Raw genomic sequence first — 20931 nt, 5'->3', positions numbered from 1 at the left:
CCCCTCATTCTTCTAGACTCAATACAAGGTCGTAGACAGAACCAAACACGTCGCTCTGGTGCGGCCGATTCAAGGGCCGCGTGGCAATCTGGCTTTTATGCCCCTATTGAGGTGCGGCGAAGACCGTGCCGGGCGCAACAAGATGCCCGCTCAGGGTGCCCTGGCCGACGGTCTGTAGATGCCACGATACCGTGACGTGGTGTGAATGCCGCAGCCGACACTTTCGGACAACCGACAACCGCCTGGTTTGTCCGTGACCGTGAGGATTGCTGAATGCCTGATGAGATGTTGCACCTGCCTGTGGTCAACAGTCTGCTGGAGCGCCATAAGGGCACCCCGGGTGCGCTGTTGCCTATTCTTCATGATATTCAGGAGCGCATCGGTTACGTCCCCGATGTTGCCGTCCCCGAGATTGCCCATGCCCTCAACCTGAGCCAGGCCGAGGTTCGTGGGGTGATCAGTTTTTACCATGACTTCCGTACCGCGCCGCCCGCGCGGCATATCCTGCGGCTGTGCCGGGCCGAGTCGTGCCAGAGCCGTGGCGCCGAGCAGCTTGCCGCGCAGTTGCGCGAGCGTCTGCAACTGGACGATCACGGCAGCAGTGCCGATGGCAGCATCAGTTTGCGTCCGGTGTATTGCCTCGGCGCCTGTGCCTGTTCGCCGGCGCTGGAGCTGGATGGCCGGGTGCATGCGCGGCTCAGTGCCGAGCGGCTGGATGCGTTGCTTGACGCTTGCCGGGAGGACGCGTGATGCCGACTCTTTATCTGCCTTGTGATTCCCTTGCCCGTGCCGTGGGTGCCGATGAGGTTTCAGTGGCTCTGATCACTCAGGCCCGGGAACGTAACTTGCCGCTGGAATTGCAGCGCACCAGTTCGCGCGGCCTGTATTGGCTGGAACCGCTGCTGGAAGTGGACAGTCCGCAAGGTCGGATCGGCTTCGGCCCGCTGACGGTGGCCGATGTGCCGTCGGTGCTTGATGCGCTGCAAGGCGAGCCGTCCGCTCATCCGTTGGCCTTGGGCCTGGTGGAGGAGTTGCCATATCTCAAGTCTCAACAACGCCTGCTGTTCGCCCGCGCCGGCATTACCCGGCCGCTGTCGCTGGAGGATTACCAGGCTCACGGCGGTTTCGAGGGTTTGACCCAGGCCATCGCCATTGGCGGCGAGCAGACCGCGACGGCGGTGTTCGATTCGGGCCTGCGTGGCCGTGGCGGTGCGGCGTTCCCGGCCGGGATCAAATGGCGCACGGTGCGCGGCACTCAGGCTGCGCAGAAGTACATTGTGTGCAACGCCGACGAAGGCGACTCCGGCACCTTTGCCGACCGCATGTTGATGGAAGGCGACCCCTTCCTGCTGATCGAAGGCATGGCGATTGCCGGCATTACCGTCGGCGCCACTTACGGCTACATCTATGTGCGCTCGGAATACCCGGATGCCGTGGCCATGCTGCGTGCAGCGTTGAACATCGCCCGAGAGGCCGGTTACCTGGGCGCCGATGTTGGCGGCAGTGGCCTGGCCTTCGATATGGAAGTGCGGGTCGGGGCCGGTGCTTATATCTGCGGTGAAGAAACCGCGCTGCTGGACTCCCTCGAAGGCAAGCGCGGGATCGTCCGCGCCAAGCCGCCGATTCCTGCGTTGCAGGGCTTGTTCGGCCTGCCGACGCTGGTGCACAACGTGCTGACGTTGGCCTCGGTGCCGCTGATTCTGGCCAAGGGCGCGCAGTTCTATCGCGACTACGGCATGGGCCGCTCCCTGGGCACTATGCCGTTTCAACTGGCGGGCAATATTCGTCACGGCGGGCTGGTGGAACGGGCTTTTGGCCTGACCTTGCGGGAGCTGGTGGAAGACTACGGCGGCGGTACCGCCAGTGGCCGGCCGCTGAAAGCCGCACAGGTGGGTGGCCCGCTTGGCGCCTGGGTGCCGCCTTCGCAGTTCGACACGCCGCTGGATTACGAAGCCTTTATGGCCATCGGCGCGATGCTCGGTCACGGTGGTGTGGTGGTGACTGACGACACCCTGGACATGGCCCGCATGGCGCGCTTCGCCATGCAGTTCTGCGCCGAGGAATCCTGTGGCAAATGCACGCCTTGCCGCATCGGCTCGACCCGTGGCGTCGAGGTGATCGACCGTCTGTTGGCCGCGCCTGACCAGAGCAGTCGCGATGAGCAGGTGATCATCCTCAAGGATCTGTGCGACACCCTGCAATACGGTTCACTGTGCGCGTTGGGCGGCATGACGTCTTATCCCGTGGCCAGCGCCCTCAAGCACTTCCCCGCTGACTTCGGTCTGCAAGCCTCGGAGGCCGAACAATGATCACTCTCTTCGATCCGAAAACCGATATCGACCTGGGTACACCGGCCCGCGACAGCCAGGTGCAAGTCACCCTGAATATCGATGGCCGCAGCATCAGCGTGCCCGAAGGCACCTCGGTGATGCGCGCCGCTGCGTTGCTGGGCACCACCATTCCCAAACTCTGTGCCACCGACAGCCTGGAAGCCTTCGGCTCCTGCCGCATGTGCCTGGTGGAGATCGACGGCATGCGCGGTTATCCGGCGTCCTGCACCACGCCGGTCAGCGAAGGCATGAGCGTGCACACTCAGACGCCCAAGCTCGCGACCCTGCGGCGCAACGTCATGGAGCTGTACATCTCCGATCACCCGCTGGACTGCCTGACCTGCTCGGCCAACGGCAACTGCGAGCTGCAAACCGTGGCCGGTCAGGTCGGCCTGCGGGAAGTGCGCTACGGCTATGAAGGCGAGAACCATCTGGAGGACGTGAAAGACACCTCCAACCCCTACTTCGATTACGACCCGAGCAAGTGCATCGTCTGCAATCGCTGCGTGCGCGCCTGTGAAGAAACCCAGGGCACCTTTGCCCTGACCATTACCGGGCGCGGTTTTGAATCCCGCGTGGCCGCTGCCGGTGGCGAGAACTTCCTCGACTCGGAATGCGTGTCCTGCGGTGCCTGTGTGCAGGCCTGCCCTACCGCGACGCTGATGGAAAAAAGCGTGGTGGAATTGGGTCAACCGGAACGCAGCGTGATCACCACTTGTGCCTATTGCGGTGTGGGCTGCTCGTTCCGCGCCGAGATGAAAGGCGACCAACTGGTGCGCATGGTGCCGGACAAGAACGGCCAGGCCAACCACGGCCACTCCTGCGTCAAAGGGCGCTTTGCCTGGGGCTATGCGACCCACCCGGATCGCATCACCAAGCCGATGATCCGCAAGCACATCAACGATCCGTGGCAGGAAGTCAGCTGGGATGAAGCGGTGACTTACGCCGCCAGCGAGTTCCGTCGGTTGCAGCAAAAATATGGCCGCGACTCTATTGGTGGCATCACTTCCAGCCGCTGCACCAACGAAGAAACCTACCTGGTGCAAAAACTGGTGCGCGCCGCCTTCGGCAACAACAACGTCGACACCTGTGCGCGGGTCTGCCACTCGCCAACCGGCTATGGCTTGAAGCAGACGTTGGGCGAGTCCGCCGGCACCCAGAGTTTCGACTCGGTGATGCAGGCCGATGTGATCCTGGTGATGGGCGCCAACCCCAGCGATGCCCACCCGGTGTTCGCTTCCCAACTCAAACGTCGCCTGCGTGAAGGGGCGCGGCTGATCGTCATCGACCCACGACGCATTGATCTGGTGGATACGGTGCATGCCCGCGCCGAGTATCACCTGGCCCTGCGCCCCGGTACCAACGTCGCCATGCTCAATGCGCTGGCTCATGTGATTGTCACTGAAGGACTGCTCAACCAGGCCTTTATCGACGCCCGTTGCGAGGGCAGTGATTTCGCGGTCTGGAGTGAGTTCGTCAGCCGTGCGGAAAACTCGCCGGAAGCCCTTGGCCCTGTCTGCGGTGTACCCGCTGCCGACATCCGTGCCGCTGCGCGCCTGTATGCCACCGGTGGCAATGCGGCGATCTACTATGGCCTGGGCGTCACCGAGCACAGTCAGGGCAGTACTTCGGTGATGGGCATTGCCAACCTGGCCATGGCCACCGGCAACATCGGCCGCGAAGGCGTGGGCGTGAACCCGCTGCGGGGGCAGAACAACGTGCAGGGCTCCTGTGACATGGGCTCTTTCCCCCATGAGTTGCCCGGTTACCGGCACATCTCCAATGAGGTGGTGCGGGCGCAGTTCGAACAGGCCTGGAACGTCACCCTGCAACCCGACCCGGGCCTGCGCATCCCCAACATGTTCGAGGCAGCCTTGGGCGGCAGCTTCAAGGGCCTGTATTGCCAGGGCGAAGACATCGCCCAGAGCGACCCCAATACCCAGCACGTCACCGCGGCTCTGTCGGCCATGGAATGCATAGTGGTGCAGGACATTTTCCTCAACGAAACCGCCAAGTTCGCCCATGTGTTCTTGCCGGGCTGCTCGTTCCTGGAAAAAGACGGCACCTTCACCAACGCCGAGCGACGCATCTCCCGGGTGCGCAAGGTCATGGACCCGCTGGGCGGCAAGGCCGACTGGGAAGGCACGGTGGCCCTGGCCAATGCCTTGGGCTACCCGATGAATTACCAGCATCCATCGCAAATCATGGATGAAATCGCCAGCCTGACGCCGACCTTCACCAACGTCAGCTACGCCGAACTTGAGCGCCACGGCAGCCTGCAATGGCCGTGCAACGCCGAGGCACCGGACGGCACGCCGACCATGCACATCGAAGAGTTCGTGCGCGGCAAGGGACGCTTCATGCTCACCGGCTACGTGCCGACCGAAGAAAAGGTCAACAGCCGCTACCCGCTGCTGCTGACCACCGGGCGCATCCTCAGCCAGTACAACGTCGGCGCCCAGACCCGGCGCACCGAAAACGTCGCCTGGCATGACGAAGATCGCCTGGAAATCCACCCGACCGACGCCGAGAGCCGTGGCATCAGCGAAGGTGACTGGGTCGGCATCGGCAGCCGCGCCGGGCAGACCGTGCTGCGGGCGCGGATTACCGAACGGGTTGCCCCGGGCGTGGTGTACACCACCTTCCACTTCCCGGAATCGGGGGCCAACGTGATCACCACCGACAACTCGGACTGGGCTACCAACTGTCCGGAGTACAAGGTCACCGCCGTGGAAGTCAGCCGGGTTTATCACCCTTCGGAATGGCAGAAGCGCTTCCAGGAGTTCAGCGAGGAACAGCAACGTTTGCTCGATGAACGTCGTCAGGCCCGTGGCGCGAAAGCGGAGGTACGCCGATGAGCACGGACAACCTGATCAAGATGGCTAACCAGATCGCCGAGTACTTCGCCAGCCAGCCGGACCAGCAACAGGCGGTGCTCAGCGTGCGCAATCATATGCAGATGTACTGGGCGCCGAGCATGCGCAAGGAATTGCTGGCCTGGCAGACGGAGCACCAGGGGGCGGATTTGCACCCGCTGGTGCAGGCGGCGGTGACTGGGGCGGGTTGGGAGGCTTAGCCTGCTGGCTGCAAAAAACTGTGGGAGCGAGCCTGCTCGCGATAGCGGTGTATCAGCCAGCACAAATGCTGAATGTTACGCAGCCATCGCGAGCAGGCTCGCTCCCACAGGGGGGTTGTGTTGTGGCTGGTATTAATGAATACCCAGGCATAAGTGGACAGGCCACAGGCGCTCATTTGCGGCACTAAGCGTATCCTGTTCACAACTGCCTCCCCTGAGCCCCGGAACCACAATGACCAAAAGCATTCTCTACGCCTTGGGCGCTGCTGCCTTGTTCGGCGCCAGCACGCCCTTGGCCAAGTGGCTAGGCTTGAACGTATCCCCCATCCTCCTCGCCGGCCTGCTCTACCTGGGCAGCGGCGTCGGGCTGACGCTAACCCGCCTGATCCGTGATCGTGGCTGGCAGCCGACAGGCCTGACAGCCCCTGAATGGCCGTGGTTCATCGGGGCCATTGTGTTCGGTGGCGTACTGGGCCCGGTTTCATTGATGTTTGGACTCACCCTCACCTCCGGCACCACCGCATCACTGTTGCTGAACCTGGAAGCCGTGTTGACCGCACTGATGGCGTGGGTGGTCTTCAGGGAGAACGCTGACCGGCGCATTGTTGCGGGGATGGTGGCCATTGTTGCCGGGGGCGTGTTGTTGGCGTGGCCTCGCACTTCGGCAGAGGTTCATGGCTGGTTGGGGCCTGTCGCGGTGGCGGTGGCCTGTTTTTGTTGGGCCATTGATAACAACCTCACACGTAAGGTGTCTGCGTCGGATGCGTTGTTTATTGCTGGCACCAAAGGGCTGGTGGCAGGGGCCGTCAATTGCGCGCTGGGGATCGCGCTGGGTATGCACTTGCCAGAGTGGTCGCTTCTTGGGCCAACCCTGCTGGTGGGCTTTTTGGGGTATGGCGTCAGTCTGGTGCTGTTCGTCCTGGCGTTGCGGGGGCTTGGTACGGCGCGGACCGGGGCGTACTTTTCCACGGCGCCGTTCCTGGGAGCCGCGATAGCGATCCTGTTTTTCGGTGAAGGCGTGACGTGGGTGTTTTGGATCGCTGCCGGCCTGATGGGGCTTGGGGTCTGGATTCATCTGACCGAGAGTCACTCACACGAGCATCAGCACGAACCGCAAATCCACGACCACAAGCATGTCCACGATGAGCATCATCAGCATGAACATGCCTTTGAGTGGGATGGTGTGCAACCCCATAACCATGTGCACCAACACTCACCGATCGTCCACAGTCACCCGCACTTTCCCGACATCCATCACCGACACTCGCACTGAGCCTCGGAGGCTGCGGCCATTTAAACCGGCCGTAGCCATCACCGCCCTATTCGACGTCCTTCTGCCGCGACGCCGTCACCGTCACTTCAATCGCCCGGACACTGATCGCCGCGAATGTCGCGGTCATCAGCACGCCGTTGAAACCCAGCAGGATCGCCAGCACTCGCGACACACCCAGCTTGGGCACCAGCTCTCCATAGCCGATGGTCAGGCCCGTCACGAAGGCGAAGTAGATGCCGTCAAAAGGCCCCCAGCCTTCCAGCTGGGCAATGATGAGGCCAAACGCAACGATCACTAACAGCAGTATCGAGAAGATCGGCCACACCACTTTGAAATAGAACCAGACGGCTTTGTAGAACTCTTTGCGGACGTTTGATGCACGGGCGAGGTTCATGTCGTGGGCTTCCTTGGGTCTGACTGGCCGGCATTTGAATGCGTGGCGGTTCAATACCCCGTTCAGCTTGGCACAAGCGCTGAAAACCGCGACCGACGGGGCGTTATCTTTGGCCAGGACTATGACAAAGATGACGCCGACCGGGCTATCCAGAAACCGCCCGCTATCGGTGGATTTATGTAGGAGCGAGCCTGCTCGCGATGGTCGTTAACGATAACGCATGTATTCCTGGTTAAACGCAGCGCTCTCCAGTCCATCGCGAGCAGGCTCGCTCCTACAACGACAGTGGCAGGCGTATCCCTCAGTTCGCTTCAGTTTCCCGAATCAGCTTCTTGTTGATCTTGCCGACGCTGGTCTTGGGGATTTCGGTCACAAACTTGAACTGCTTGGGGATCGCCCATTTGTTGATGCGCCCGCCGTCGACGAAGGCTTGCAAATGCACCTCCAGGATCTTGCGGTCGAGGTATTGCCCCGGTTCGCAAACGACCATGGCCATCGGGCGTTCGCCCCACTGCTCATCGACGATACCCACCACCGCGACCGACATGACAGCCGGGTGTTCGCTGATCAGGCTCTCCAGTTCCAGGGAGCTGATCCACTCGCCGCCGGTCTTGATCACGTCCTTGATGCGATCCTTGATTTCCACGCCGCCCAGCTTGTCGATCGAGGCCATGTCGCCGGTGTGCAGCCAGCCGTTGTGCCACAGCTGCGCGCCTTGGTCCGGGGCTTTCAGATAGCCCTGGGTCAGCCACGGTGCGCGCACCACGATCTCGCCCAGCGACTCGCCGTCATGGGCCACATCGTTGCCGTCGGCGTCGATGATCTTCAGGTCGACCATCGGCACCGGGGTGCCGGTCTTGATGCGGATCGGCAGTTGCGCTTCGGCGCACAGCTGCAGGTCTTCATCGCGCAGGTAGGTCAGGCACAGCAACGGGCAGGTCTCGGACATGCCGTAGCCGGCGTGCACCACCATGCCTTTGGCATGGGCTTCGCTGGCCACGCCCAGGGTCAGCGCGCTGCCGCCCAGGAGCATTTTCCAGCCGTCGAAACGGGTCGCCTTGCCTTCTTCACAGTTGAGGATCATCTGCAAAATGGTCGGCACGCAGTGGGAGAAGGTCACCTTCTCTTCGCGGTACAACTTGACCAGGCTGTTGGGTTCGTAGCGGCCGGGGTAGACCTGCTTGATGCCCATCAGGGTCGCGACATACGGCACGCCCCACGCATGCACGTGGAACATCGGTGTGATCGGCATGTACACGTCGTCGGAGCGCAACAGCGGCTGGCCCTGATAGGCGCCCAGGGTGCCGACGGCATTCAGGGTGTGCAGCACCAGTTGGCGATGCGTGAAGTACACGCCCTTCGGGTCGCCGGTGGTGCCGGTGGTGTAGAACAGCGTGGCGACCGAGTTCTCGTCGAAATCGGGGAAGTCGTACTGCTCCGGGGCCAGGGACAACAGGTGCTCGTACTCGCCCAGCACCGGCAGCGAGGTGGTGGGCGCCTCGTCATCGGTGAGCTGCAGGTAACCTTTTACGGTTTCCAGCCGACCGTGGATCTGCTCGACCAGGGGCAGGAAATCATCATGCACCAGCACCAGGTCATCCTCGGCGTGGTTCATGGTGAACAGCACCTGCTCCGGCGACAGGCGAATGTTCACCGTGTGCAGCACCGCGCCGATCATCGGCACGGCGAAGAAGCATTCCAGGTAGCGGTGGCTGTCCCAGTCGAGCAGGGCCACGGTGTCACCGGCCTTGACCCCGGCCGCCGTCAGCGCATTGGCCAGGCGGCGGATGCGCTTGTTGAGGGTCTCGTAGCTGTAGCGCAGCTTGTCGGCGTAGACGATTTCCCGGCCCGGCTGGTAGCGCACGCCGGACAGCAGCAGTTGCTTGATCAGCAAGGGATAGGCATAGGCGCCGTCGGCGGGTGGAATTATTTTTGTCGCCATCATGTTTAAGGTTCCTTGTCCTTTCGATCAGAACTGATCGGCTTGCAGCTCGTAGAGGCAGTCGCTGCCGGCCTTGACCGATGCGCTCAACGAGTGGATACGCGGCAGCAACCGGGCGAAGTAGAAACGCGCGGTGGCCAGTTTGCTGGTGTAGAAATCGTCCTCGGCATCGCCGCTCATGACGGCCTTGGCCATGCGCGCCCACATGTAGGCGTACGCGGTGTAGCCAAACACGTGCAGGTACTCGACCGAGGCCGCGCCGATTTCATTCGGGTTGTTTTGTGCTCGGTCGAGCAGCCACGCGGTCAGCTCGTCGAGGGTGTCGACGGCGGCGTTCAACGGCTGGGTGAACTCGCCGAGGTCCGCGCCGGCAGTGGCGGTGAAGTTGCGGATTTCCGAAGCGAACAAACGGTAGAGCGCCCCGCCGCTGCCGACGATCTTGCGTCCGGCCAGGTCCAGCGACTGGATGCCGTTGGTGCCTTCGTAGATCTGGGTGATGCGCACATCGCGCACCAGTTGCTCCTGGCCCCACTCACGAATGTAGCCGTGGCCGCCGAAGACCTGCTGGCCGTGAATGGTGGTCTCCAGGCCCATGTCGGTGAGAAAGGCCTTGGCCACCGGGGTCAGCAGCGATACCAAGTCCTGCGCGCGCTGGCGTGTCGGTGCGTCGTCGCTGTACTTGGCGATGTCCAGTTGCAGGGCCACGTAGCTGGAGAACGCACGGCCGCCTTCGTTCAAGGCTTTCATGGTCAGCAGCATGCGGCGCACGTCCGGGTGCACGATGATCGGGTCGGCCGCCTTGTCCTTGTGCTGCGCGCCGGTCGGTGCGCGGCTTTGCAGACGGTCACGGGCGTAGGCGACGGCGTTCTGGTAAGAACGCTCACCCTGCGCCAGGCCCTGGATGCCCACGCCCAGGCGCTCGTAGTTCATCATGGTGAACATGGCCGCCAGGCCTTTGTTCGGTGCGTCGACGATCCAGCCGGTGGCGCCGTCGAAGTTCATCACGCAGGTGGCGGAGGCCTTGATGCCCATCTTGTGTTCGATGGAGCCGCAGGACAGCGCGTTGTTTTCACCCAGCGAGCCGTCGGCGTTGACCAGCACTTTCGGCACCAGGAACAGCGAGATGCCTTTCGGTCCGGCCGGTGCATCGGGCAGACGCGCCAGCACCAGATGGATAATGTTCTCGGTCAGGTCGTGCTCGCCGCCGGTGATGAAAATCTTGCTGCCGCTGACCTTGTAGCTGCCGTCGGCCTGGGGTTCGGCCTTGGTGCGGATCAGGCCCAGGTCGGTACCGGAATGGGCTTCGGTCAGGCACATCGAACCGGTCCAGGTGCCGGCGTACATGTTCGGCAAGTAAGCCGCTTTCAGTTCTTCACTGGCGTGGGCCTTGATCGACAGGCAGGCGCCGGCGGTCAGCATCGGGTACAGGCCGAACGACAGGCTGGCCGAGTTGACCATCTCTTCGACCTGCGCCGAAATCGCCTTGGGCATGCCCATGCCGCCGTACTGCGGATCACCGCCGACACCCACCCATCCGCCTTCGGCGAAGGCTTGATAGGCCTGGGCAAAACCGTCCGGGGCGGTGACCGCGCCGTCGTTCCAGGTGCAGCCCTGTTCGTCGCTGGCGCGGTTCAGTGGCGCGATCACTTCGCCGCTGATCTTGCCGGCCTCTTCGAGGATGGCGGCGGCGGTCTCTTCATCGATCACGTCGGCCAGGCCGGGCAATTGTGCCCACAGCCGGGACACCTGGAAAACCTCGTTGAGTACGAAGCGCATGTCGCGCAGGGGAGCTTTGTAATCAGACATCTTGGCTTACTCGGAAGTGGTCACGGCATGCGGCATGCCGGGACGTTCAGTGGATTCAGTGGTTTCGGTTGCCGCGACAGAACCGGGCTGAGGGGCCCGTTCGCGCAGCAGGAAGTACGAAAGCGCAGGAATGAGGATCAGCGCGCCGAGCATGTTCCACAGGAACATGAAGGTCAGCAGGATGCCCATGTCGGCCTGGAACTTGATCGGCGACCAGACCCAGCACACCACGCCCGCGGCGAGGGTGATGCCCACCAGCCCGACCACGCGCCCGGTGAAGGACACGGCGTTGCGGTAGGCCTCGGACAGCGGCAGGCCCTGGCGCTGGAAGTGCAGTTGCACGCTGAGCAAGTACAAGGCGTAGTCGACGCCGATGCCCACGCCGAGGGCGATCACCGGCAAGGTCGCGACTTTCACGCCGATACCCATGGCCACCATCAAGGCTTCGCAGAGGATCGAAGTCAGCACCAGCGGCAACAACGCCACCAGCGTGGCGCGCCAGCTGCGGAAGGTGATCAGGCAGAACAGCGTCACCGCCGCATACACGTACAGCAGCATGGTGCGGTTGGCTTCACGCACCACGATGTTGGTCGCAGCTTCAATACCGGCAGTCCCGGCGGCGAGCAGGAACTGGCGATCTTCGGTGCTGTTTTCCTTGGCGAACTTGTCGGCAATCGCCACCACGGCATCCAGGGTTTCGGCCTTGTGATCCTTGAGGAAGGTGATCACCGGCATCAGCGAGCAGTCGGTGTTGAACAGCTCCGGGGAGTTGACCGAGGCTTGCTGGGCGGCGTAGTTGAGCACGTCCTGGTTGCGCTGGATGCTGTTGAGCTTGGGGTTGCCTTCGTAGGTGCCGGCGGTGATCTGGCGCACCGCGTTGACCAGCGAAGACGTCGCCTGCACGCCCGGATACTGTTGCAGCTCCCAGGCCAGGCGGTCGGCCAGGACCAAAGTCTTGTAGTTCAGGCAGCCTTCCGGCGCCGTCTTGATCATCACCGCGAACAGGTCGCTGGACAGCGCGTAATGCTGGGTGATGTAGGCGTTGTCGCGGTTGTAGCGCGAGTCGGCGCGCAACTCCGGCGCCCCGCTTTCCAGGTCGCCGATCTTCAGGTCCAGGCTGACCACGAAACCGCCAATGCCCATCAACACCGCGACCAGAACGGCACCCGTGGCCCATTTGGCCGTGGTGAAGCGATCGAGCGCGTCCCACAGTCTGCCGAAGCCTTTGTGCTTCTCTGCGCGGTTGTCGATCTTCAACGCGCGCTCGGCGGCTTTCGCGCCAACACCAACGTAGGACAGTGCCACCGGCATCAGCAACAGCGAGGTGAAGATCAGCACCGCGACGCCGATGCTGGCAGTGATCGCCAGATCCTGGATCACTGGAATGTCGATCAGCATCAACACGGCGAAGCCCACGGCGTCGGCCAACAGCGCGGTGACACCGGCGATGAACAGACGGCGGAAGGTGTAGCGCGCAGCGATCAGTTTATGGGTGCCACGGGCGATGTCCTGCATGATGCCGTTCATCTTTTGCGCGGCATGGGACACGCCGATGGCGAAGATCAAAAACGGCACCAGCACCGAGTACGGATCGATGGCGTAGCCGAGCCAGGCGACGATGCCCAGTTGCCAGACCACCGCGATCAGCGAACAGCCGACCACCAGCAGGGTGCTGCGCACGCAACGGGTGTAGCCGTAGATGATGATCAGCGACGTGACCACGGCCAGGCCGAAGAACATCATCACCTGGATCAGGCCGTCGATCAGGTCGCCCATCAGTTTGGCGAAGCCGATCACCCGCACCTTGTAATGGCCGGTGCCTTCGACGCCGGATTTACGCGCAGCGCTGTCGCCGGCGTATTCGATCTTGTCGCGCAACTGCTCTTCGAGCATCTGCGAGAACGCGTGGTAGTTGATGCGTTGACCACCAGCGGCAGCTTTGTCCATCAGCGGCACGATCAGCATGGTCGACTTGAAGTCGCTGGCCACCAGGCTGCCCACCACACCGGCGCGGGAGATGTTCTGGCGCAACTGTTCGATCTGCTCAGGCTGCCCGGAATAGGTGTCGGGCATCACCGGGCCACCCTGGAAACCGTCCTCGGTGACTTCGGTCCAGCGCACCGCCGGGCTCCACAGCGACTTCATCCACGCACGGTCGACGCCTTCGGTGAGGAACAACTGGTCGTTGACCTGCTTGAGCACGTCGAGGTATTCGGGGTCGAAAATATCGCCCTGGGTGTTCTCGACCACCACCCGCACCGAGTTGCCCAGTGCCGCGCAGCGAAGCGCGGTTTTCCAGGAAGTTCTGGATGTAGGGCTGGCTCTGGGGAATCATTTTTTCGAAGCTTGGGCGCAACTCCAGGCGAGTCACGGCCATGAAGCCCAGCACCACGGTGGCGAGCGCCATCAGCAGCATGAACAGCGGGCGGTAGTTAAACACCAACCGCTCGAGGAGGTTGCCGGAGCGGTGGTCGAAATCACGCAGATCGCGAATCACCGGCATGGCGTCTTGTTTGATATTGCCCATGTCTGGGTTCTCGCTCTTAGGGTTCGAGGGCTGGATCGGCGGACAGCGTCCGGGCACCACGGCTGCCGGCCAGCACCAAGGCGCCGGCGGCGGACTGGGTGGCGCCGGCGACCGGGGTCGGTGCCGGTTGCTGCTTCAGACGCAACTGCGCGCCCGTCCCTTGGCTGACCAGCATCTGCCCGCCCTGGGTGAACAAGCGATAATTGCCACGGGCATCGATCAGGCCCGCGGTGATGCTGACGTGCAGGCCGGTGTCCAGTGCGGTCCAGCTCTGGCCGCCGTCGGTGCTGCGCAACACGTTGCCGCGCAGGCCGTAGATCAGCACTTCACCGGGCTTGCCGAGCACACCGAAGAAGCTGCCTTGATAAGGCGTCGGCACGGCATTGAAGCGTTGGGCGCTGTCGTCCCACTTGAGCAACAGGCCCTGCTCGCCAGCGATGTACAGGCTGTCGCCGGTGGAGGCGATGGCGTTGAGGTGGAAACCCTGGGGGTTGTCGGTGCGGTCCTGGAACGGGGTCCAGGTCAGGCCACCGTCGTCGGTGCGCAGGATCAGGTTGAACACGCCGACCACGTAGCCGGTCTTGTCGTTGGCGAACCAGACGCCGAGCAGCGGTTTGTCCGCGCCCTGATCGGCCAGCCTCTGGCCCTCGGCGACCAGCAGCGGCCATTGCTCATTGCCCGGTTCGGCGCTGGCCAGCGCCGTGTAATGCTTGACCAGCAAGGCGCCGATCTGACGCCCGTCGAGTTGCTTTTGCCAGGTCGCGCCGGCGTCGCTGCTGTGCAGCACCACGCCGTCATTGCCCACCGCCCAGCCTTGGGTGGCGGTCGGAAAATTCACCGCAGTGAGGTCGGCACTGGCCGGTACGGCGGCCTGTTGCCAGTGGCTTCCCGAATCATCGGAAAACAGAATATGGCCACGCTGGCCGACGGTAATCACGCGCTCGCCGGCGCGAGTCATACCGGACAACGGGCTGTTGATGGCCAAGGCACTGACCCTGGCGGGCAGGTCCAGCACATCGACGTAATCGGCCGCCTGGGCGATGCCCTGCGACAGGCCGAGCACAACGCCAAACGCTAGCTGCAACATATTATTTTTATACGAACACATACTGCGTCCTCTTCGGAAAACCGCGTCGGGGTACACATCATCGGTGTGCCTGACGTTCAAACCTTGCGTTCGTGACGATCGGCACGCACCGACCGCCGCACGGTCTCACTGCCTTGTGGGCAGTGGACCGAACTTGCGCTTTTTTGCGGTTGGCTTAGCGAATACCGGCGCCGGCCAGGGATTCCGAAGACCACTGGGCCTTGGAGAGCGGCTCGATGTACTTGATGCCGCCGTAAGGGCCGACTACACCGTTGATGTTGTAGGAACCGCCGACCAGGTCGTAGATCATGAAGGGCGTCGAATCCGGCACCTGCTTGTCGTAGCTCTGGCTCAGGAAGGCGAAGGAACCGCGATAGAGCTGACCACGGGCGTCATATTGATCCGAGGCCAAAGCGGTCCAGCTGTCTTCGTCGAGGTAGAAGCGGCGCTTGGCGTAGATGTGACGGGCACCGGCCTTGAGGTTGCCTTCAACGACCCAGACGCGGTGTTTTTCCCAGCGTACGAAGTCAGGTGACAGGTGATTGGCGGTGGTCAGCGACTTCGGATCCTGCACGTAGGTCAGTTTGTAGGTGTTGTACGGCACGATCATTTCCTGCTTGCCGACCAGTTTCCAGTCGTAGCGATCCAGCGCACCGTTGAACACGAACACGTCATCGTAGGTGCCCGCACCGGCGGTCCCCGGGTTTGGCGTGTCGTAAGCCAGGCTCGGCGCCAGTTTCACTCGACGCTGCCCCGGCAAGTACTGCCAGGCGCGACGCGGTTGCTGCAACGGGTTTGCGGCATCCTTGAGCATGATCGCCTCGCCGGCCCGGCGCGCAGGGCCGGTGTACGCCAGCTTCATCTGGTAGTACACGTCGGCACTGCTGATCGGCTGCGAGAGGTTTTCGTAGATCGGGTAGGAGATGTTCGCTTGCCCGGTGGTCGCCAGGCTGGGAACGCCCGCGGAGTCAACGTTCCAGGAGTCGTACTTGGAGCTGATGCTGACGCCTTGGTAGCGCAACAGGAAGTTCCACATCGCTTCGTTACCCGACTGCGGAATCGGGAATGGAATGCCCGGCAGGACGTTGTCGATGGCCAGGCCACCTTCCAGGGACTTGGCGCCGCTGGCGTTCTTCACGCCGTTGTCCAGAATCGCCTGGGGCAGCGAAACGGTGCGGTGCGTCGGGAACACGTCGACACGGAACGTCGGGAAACGCTTGGCCAGTTCTACCGTGGTCGCGGTGAGCAGGCCCTTGTACTGATCAACGTTCTTGCCGTCGATCACCAGCACAGGCTTTTCACTGGCAAACGGATCCGGGCGCATGCTGTCGCCGGCCTTGAAGCTGGCCGGCGGCGTGGTCAAGCCACCGTTGTAGGCAGGAATGGAACCATCAGCGTTCCCGGCTTTTTCAGCCCCTACCTGGGTCAGGCTGGTGCCCAGCCTGGCAGCTTCCTGAGGTGAAACAGCAGCCTGTGCCTGAGCGGCGAAGACCATGGCCAGCGAAGCGGCCAACACGGTTTTTACAAATTTCATCTTGTTATTCTCCTGCTTGCGTTAAGCAAATCAGTGGTGAATCAGAATGTAGTTTTCATCGTCAGGTACACGGCGCCACGGTCCTCAGTCGTGGCACCACCTCCGGAGAAGGACGAGTAGCCACCGGCGTAGCAGGCGTAGTTTTCGTTGCCGCTAAAGGCGTTCGGGGTAGAGCCGTCACCACCGGTTGGGCCGGTGCTTACACCGCTCTTGTTGCACTTGTCGGTTTCGCCAAAGGAGTCCACGTACTTCAGGTCGACAAAGTATTTGTTGTACACAATGGCGCCCACGCCCACGGCATAGTTGCCGGTGTCCTTGGCACCGCCACCGGAGACCGGCGACACACCGTCGAGACCGACGTTGACCGACATCGGCGCGTTGAGATCGACACCCGGGAATACCTGGTACCAGGTCGGTGTGAAGTTGACGGCCAGACCCCAGTTGTCACGGGTCGGCGCGTCGATGCCGCGATAGCTGCTCTTGCCTTTGTAGAGCGCCTCGTTTTCGCTATCGAGCTTGAGCAGGTTGCTGTAGTACAGCTCGGCCAGCACGGTTGCCTGGTCGAACACAGGTGTTTTCGGCAGGGTCATCAGACCGTTGAGCGTCCAGTGCAGGGTGTCACCGGTGGCGGCCATGCTGTCGCCACGGCTCGGGGTGTCATAGACCACACCGGTGGCGTCCGAACGCGCAGGCAGCAGCCCAAGCCCTTGACCCAGGCCCAGCGGGCTGCGGGTACTGACGATCGCCGGGATACTGGCCAGCGGCATGTTGTGACGAACGTTCAGGTCCGAACCCACGCTGATTCCACCCACGTCCTTGGACAGGCTCAGGCCAAGGATCTTGATGTTGTCGGCATAGGCCAGTTGATAGGTGGCGGTGTCCAGCGAGTTGAGGGTGTTGATCACCGCAGGCACTTGCCCTGCCGGACGGGTGCCGTTCGGGTTGGCCGAGGTAATGCCCCGGGCGTCCAGCCAGGCTTGCGGCAGGATTTCCGAGGTTTCGCGGTAGTAAACGCCGAGGGTGCCATCCAGCCAGGCCGGCGACCATTTGGCCATGACGCCCCAGTCGCCGCTGTCATGCGGGGTCAGGTCCTTGCCGCGACGCACATTGGTCAAGGCGTTGCACGGCGCCAGGCCACAACCGAGCGGGCTGCCCGGTACCACGCCGTTGGTGTTGCCCAACAGGAACGATTGCGCGCCGAAGCCGACCAGGTCGGAACCACCGTAGTAGGTGCCCGCTTCCGGCAGACGCGCGGCATCCCAATTGAGGAAATACTGGGCACCCACGGTCAGCTCGGGATTGATGGTGAACGACATCGACAGCTGGTTACGCGGAACGAACAGTTCCTTGGCTTCGGTACCCGGCGAAGCGGCGAGCTTGGCCAGGTCGAGGCCGGACTGGCCGTAGCTGACCGAGTGCACCGGGTTGAGAATGGTCTCGCCCCAGAACACGTTGTGCTGACCGGCCTTGGCGCTGAACATCGATTCCTCGCCCACTTCGGTGCTGTAGAACACGAAGGCATCGAGGATTTCGCCCGAAGGACCGCTGTAGTAGCGCTGGGCATAGTTGCTCAGGTGCGGGCTGCCGTTGCCGACGTTGTCATGGGTGACCCCGGCCAGTCGCGGGTCGTTGGCGATCAGGCCCGATCGCGCATCGTTGCCGTTGACGAACGGGTTGGAGTTGGAACCGGTGTTGTCATAGGCCTTGTCGTACCAGCTGGCGGCGCTGACGCGAAAGCCCATGGCGTTCTTGTAGACCACGTCCATTTCGGTCAACAGGTCGACACGGTTGGTGATGTTGGTACCGGCCTTGCGGAAGTTGTAGTCGCCGTCGTTGTTGTTCGGCGTTGCCAGCATGCGCTTGTCGGCGCTTTCGGTGCGTACGCCGTAGTTGTACTTGATGGTGTTATCCACGCGTACGTTCCAGTCCGGATTCCCCGTCTCGATCTCGACCCCATGGGCCATCGGTACGGTTGCCGCGAAAATGGCCGAGGCCAGCAAGGTGTAGCGTGGCGCGGTGAAGCCGTGACTCTTATTGTTGTGCATTGCGTTGTCTCCGCCTTTTTGTCTTTGTTTTAAGCGCAGCCGCCCTCGCACAAACCTCTTCGGGCTTGCGTTTAAGGAATGAGGGCAAATGCCGGTTGGCGTACTGCCAGTCCAGCTCCTTGTACTAGCGATCCAGCTCCAGGATGAGTGCTTCAGCTTGCTGCCAGTGGCCAAATCCTGCGGCCGGATTGAGATGACCGACTTCGCCCAGATTGAGCAATTCGGCGCCCCAGCCTTCTGCCATGCGGGTGACCGCGGCAAGACTGGCCAGGTGATCGTTGGTGCTGCCGGCCACGATGCTGCGAAATGGCAGCGGATCTTGTGGCAGAGGATTCCAGCCCTGGTTACGCAGGGTCTCGGACGATGGATAGTTTGACGGCCAGACCGCATCGAGGTCCGGTGGCGCGGCCAGCAAGGCGCCCTTGATCGGACGGCTGTAGTGCGCAGCCCAGTGCGCGACCATCAGCACACCTGCGCTGTGGGCCACCAGAATCACCGGGCCGTCGATTTGTTCGAGTTCGTGTTGAATCGCCCGCACACGGGCCATGCAATCGAGCTTGTCGGTCGTAAGCGGCGCCACACTGCGTACGTTGCTCAGCCTGGCGGCCAGCAGTGTTTGCCAATGTTCGGCCACATGCTCGCGCAGGCCTGGGACGATCAGAACGGTGGCGGCAGTTTGCAGTTTGTCCACGGTCAACACCTTCGCTTTCTCGATAACTCGACTGGCTGTATTCGCCAGGGGCTTTTTGTAGGGTCGACATTAAAGAGCGCCCACCCGAAGCGCTTTACATTGGACGTCATGCACTTTTCTTTTGATGACAAATTGTCGGACACTTTGACAGCGCGACCACCGGTCGAAAAATCCCGCAGGTCGGCGCAAGGTCACTGTAATCAACGGATGAGCGCCGGTGGCTCCATGCAGCGTAGAAGACTGGTGACCGGCCAGCATGAATTCCATCAACGACATGACAACTGTTCAACTGTTGATACGCTGGATATAGTCGCCACGCTCACGCCAATCGCCATCGGCCCAGGGAAGACTTTGCATGACCAAGCTTGTTCGCGCCGCCGTCTTGACCAACTACCTGGAGGTCACCCAGTACCTGGGTTTCAACCCGCGCGACGTGCTGGCCGCTGTCGGCCTGAGCAGGGCCCAACTGCAAGCCCCTGAACACCGTATCCATATCGATGCCGCCGTGCGCTTGCTGGAAGACTCGGCCACCGCCAGCGGCTGCCAGACCTTCGGCCTGAGCATGGCCGAGTCGCGCCAGCTCTCGGACTTCGGCGTGGTCAGCCTGCTGCTCAGCCACCAGCGCACCCTGCGCGATGCCTTGCAGGTGGTGGTGGATTACCGGCACCTGATGAATGACTCTCTGGCCATCTTCATCGAGGAGGCCGGCAAGATGGTGATCATTCGCGAAGAGGTGGTCACCGAATCGCCGATGCCCAGCCGCCAGGCCACGGAGCTGGCCATTGGCGTGATGTTCCGGCTGTGCTCGGCCCTGCTGGGCACACACTGGCATCCCTACAGCGTCAACTTCATGCACCAGCCACCGGACAACCTGCACCTGCACCGCCGCCTGTTCGGCTGCAACCTGGAGTTCGGCAGCGAGTTCAACGGCATCGTCTGCCCAGACATCAGCCTCGACATGACCAACCCCAACGCCGACCCGGCCATGGCCCGCTATGCCCAGGGCTACCTCGACTCGCTGCAGAACCACGAAGGCGCCTCGATGCTGTTCGAGGTGCGCAAGGCCATCTACCTGCTGCTGCCCATGGGGCGCGCCACCATCGAGCAGGTGGCCCAGAGCCAGGGCATGAACGTGCGCACCCTGCAACGCCGCCTCAAGGACGACGGCTGCGCGTTCAATGACGTGATCAATGATGTGCGTCGCGATCTGGTGCTGCGTTACCTGGACAACCCGAACTACTCCCTCAGCCGCATTGCCGACATGCTCGGCTATTCCATGGCGAGTTCGTTTACCCGCTGGTTCATCAGCCAGTTCGGCATGCCGCCGGCGACGTGGCGCGCGCAAAAACAGACGGGGACGAAACCGTCCTGACAGCCCGGCAAAAAAAACGGCGACTGCTGGTACAGTCGCCGCGAAAGCGCGAGGTTGGAACACCATTCCCTGTGGGAGCGAGCTTGCTCGCGATGGCGGTGTGTCAGCCGCCATGAGTGTTGAATGTGAAACCGCTATCGCGAGCAAGCTCGCTCCCACAGGTTTTGTGTCAGCCTGCCAATTAGAGGCCCCAACGCAGCAACAACAGCACCAGCACCACCAGGAACACCGTCTCCCCGACCATCAGCAGAATCGGCTTGATCCCGACCGCCGCCAGCTCCTTGAGCCAGGTCTTCATGCCCAGAATGCGCGAAGTTGGAACACTATCCCTGTGGGAGCGAGCTTGCTCGCGATGGCGGTGTGTCAGCCGCCATGAGTGTTGAATGTGAAACCGCTATCGCGAGCAAGCTCGCTCCCACAGGTTTTGTGTCAGCCTGCCAATTAGAGGCCCCAACGCAGCAACAACAGCACCAGCACCACCAGGAACACCGTCTCCCCGACCATCAGCAGAATCGGCTTGATCCCGACCGCCGCCAGCTCCTTGAGCCAGGTCTTCATACCCAGAATGCGCGAAGTTGGAACACTATCCCTGTGGGAGCGAGCTTGCTCGCGATGGCGGTGTGTCAGCCGCCATGAGTGTTGAATGTGAAACCGCTATCGCGAGCAAGCTCGCTCCCACAGGTTTTGTATCAACCTGACGTTCAGAGCCCCCAGCGAAGCAACAACAGCACCAGCACCACCAGGAACACCGTCTCCCCGACCATCAGCAGAATCGGCTTGATCCCCACCGCTGCCAGCTCCCTGAGCCGGGTCTTCATGCCCAGAATGCGCGAAGTTGGAACACCACCCCTGTG

The 20931-nt window shown here is 62.3% G+C and carries 13 protein-coding genes and 4 pseudogenes; 6 read left to right on the top strand and 11 right to left on the bottom strand.

The window, feature by feature from the left end:
• Positions 1–273: 273 nt before the first annotated feature.
• The 5 genes from AB4O40_RS22425 to AB4O40_RS22405 all read left to right on the top strand — a co-directional run bounded on the left by AB4O40_RS22425 (position 274) and on the right by AB4O40_RS22405 (position 6679).
• Positions 274–750 (top strand): formate dehydrogenase subunit gamma, encoded by a 477-nt coding sequence (locus AB4O40_RS22425; RefSeq protein WP_223531430.1) that lies wholly within the window; start codon positions 274–276, stop codon positions 748–750.
• On the top strand, positions 750–2309 hold the full coding sequence (locus AB4O40_RS22420; protein WP_460057999.1) for a formate dehydrogenase beta subunit: 1560 nt from the start codon (positions 750–752) through the stop codon (positions 2307–2309). Before AB4O40_RS22425 ends, AB4O40_RS22420 begins: the two co-directional genes overlap by 1 nt.
• Positions 2306–5188: a formate dehydrogenase subunit alpha gene (gene fdhF / locus AB4O40_RS22415; protein WP_056728577.1), complete on the top strand. Its 2883-nt coding sequence runs from the start codon at positions 2306–2308 to the stop codon at positions 5186–5188. Before AB4O40_RS22420 ends, fdhF begins: the two co-directional genes overlap by 4 nt.
• On the top strand, positions 5185–5406 hold the full coding sequence (locus tag AB4O40_RS22410; RefSeq protein WP_460058003.1) for a formate dehydrogenase subunit delta: 222 nt from the start codon (positions 5185–5187) through the stop codon (positions 5404–5406). The genes fdhF and AB4O40_RS22410 overlap by 4 nt, the downstream gene beginning before the upstream one ends.
• Before the next feature lie 232 nt (positions 5407–5638).
• The gene (locus AB4O40_RS22405) at positions 5639–6679 is read left to right on the top strand and encodes a DMT family transporter (protein ID WP_460058006.1); all 1041 of its coding nucleotides are present in this window, start codon (positions 5639–5641) and stop codon (positions 6677–6679) included.
• A 46-nt stretch (positions 6680–6725) separates the two neighbouring features.
• Here the strand turns inward: AB4O40_RS22405 and AB4O40_RS22400 are convergent, their stop codons facing one another.
• From AB4O40_RS22400 to AB4O40_RS22365, 8 genes and pseudogenes are all read right to left on the bottom strand, one after another.
• Positions 6726–7073, bottom strand: coding sequence for a potassium channel family protein (locus tag AB4O40_RS22400; RefSeq protein WP_056728571.1), 348 nt, complete (start codon positions 7071–7073; stop codon positions 6726–6728).
• Between the two features lie 301 nt (positions 7074–7374).
• The gene (locus tag AB4O40_RS22395) at positions 7375–9018 is read right to left on the bottom strand and encodes a fatty acid--CoA ligase (RefSeq protein ID WP_223542297.1); all 1644 of its coding nucleotides are present in this window, start codon (positions 9016–9018) and stop codon (positions 7375–7377) included.
• Positions 9019–9042: 24 nt separating this feature from the next.
• Positions 9043–10821, bottom strand: coding sequence for an acyl-CoA dehydrogenase C-terminal domain-containing protein (locus AB4O40_RS22390; protein WP_409078272.1), 1779 nt, complete (start codon positions 10819–10821; stop codon positions 9043–9045).
• A 6-nt stretch (positions 10822–10827) separates the two neighbouring features.
• Positions 10828–13348: pseudogene (locus tag AB4O40_RS22385) on the bottom strand (efflux RND transporter permease subunit).
• Positions 13349–13364: 16 nt separating this feature from the next.
• A complete protein-coding gene (locus AB4O40_RS22380) occupies positions 13365–14456 on the bottom strand; it encodes a WD40/YVTN/BNR-like repeat-containing protein (RefSeq protein WP_056728562.1) in 1092 nt (363 codons plus the stop codon).
• Between the two features lie 154 nt (positions 14457–14610).
• Positions 14611–15969, bottom strand: a complete 1359-nt coding sequence (locus AB4O40_RS22375) for a DUF1329 domain-containing protein (RefSeq protein WP_056728560.1) — start codon at positions 15967–15969, stop codon at positions 14611–14613.
• A gap of 41 nt (positions 15970–16010) precedes the next feature.
• On the bottom strand, positions 16011–18014 hold the full coding sequence (locus AB4O40_RS22370; protein WP_056728559.1) for a DUF1302 domain-containing protein: 2004 nt from the start codon (positions 18012–18014) through the stop codon (positions 16011–16013).
• Between the two features lie 124 nt (positions 18015–18138).
• Complete coding sequence (locus AB4O40_RS22365) at positions 18139–18705, bottom strand: RBBP9/YdeN family alpha/beta hydrolase (RefSeq protein ID WP_460053334.1); 567 nt, start codon at positions 18703–18705, stop codon at positions 18139–18141.
• Between the two features lie 355 nt (positions 18706–19060).
• Between AB4O40_RS22365 and AB4O40_RS22360 the strand changes: the two genes are divergently transcribed.
• Positions 19061–20077 (top strand): AraC family transcriptional regulator, encoded by a 1017-nt coding sequence (locus AB4O40_RS22360; protein WP_056728557.1) that lies wholly within the window; start codon positions 19061–19063, stop codon positions 20075–20077.
• A gap of 181 nt (positions 20078–20258) precedes the next feature.
• Here AB4O40_RS22360 and AB4O40_RS22355 read toward each other — a convergent pair.
• The 3 pseudogenes from AB4O40_RS22355 to AB4O40_RS22345 form a co-directional block, all read right to left on the bottom strand.
• Positions 20259–20381, bottom strand: a pseudogene (locus AB4O40_RS22355) (putative sulfate exporter family transporter); the annotation flags it as partial.
• 137 nt (positions 20382–20518) lie between these two features.
• Positions 20519–20641, bottom strand: a pseudogene (locus AB4O40_RS22350) (putative sulfate exporter family transporter); the annotation flags it as partial.
• Between the two features lie 137 nt (positions 20642–20778).
• Positions 20779–20901: pseudogene (locus AB4O40_RS22345) on the bottom strand (putative sulfate exporter family transporter); the annotation flags it as partial.
• Positions 20902–20931: the final 30 nt, after the last annotated feature.

It is taken from the genome of Pseudomonas sp. S2_F07 (genome assembly GCF_054668325.1).
Note: the sequence above shows the minus strand (reverse complement) of the source record. Positions and strands in the feature narration are given on the sequence as shown.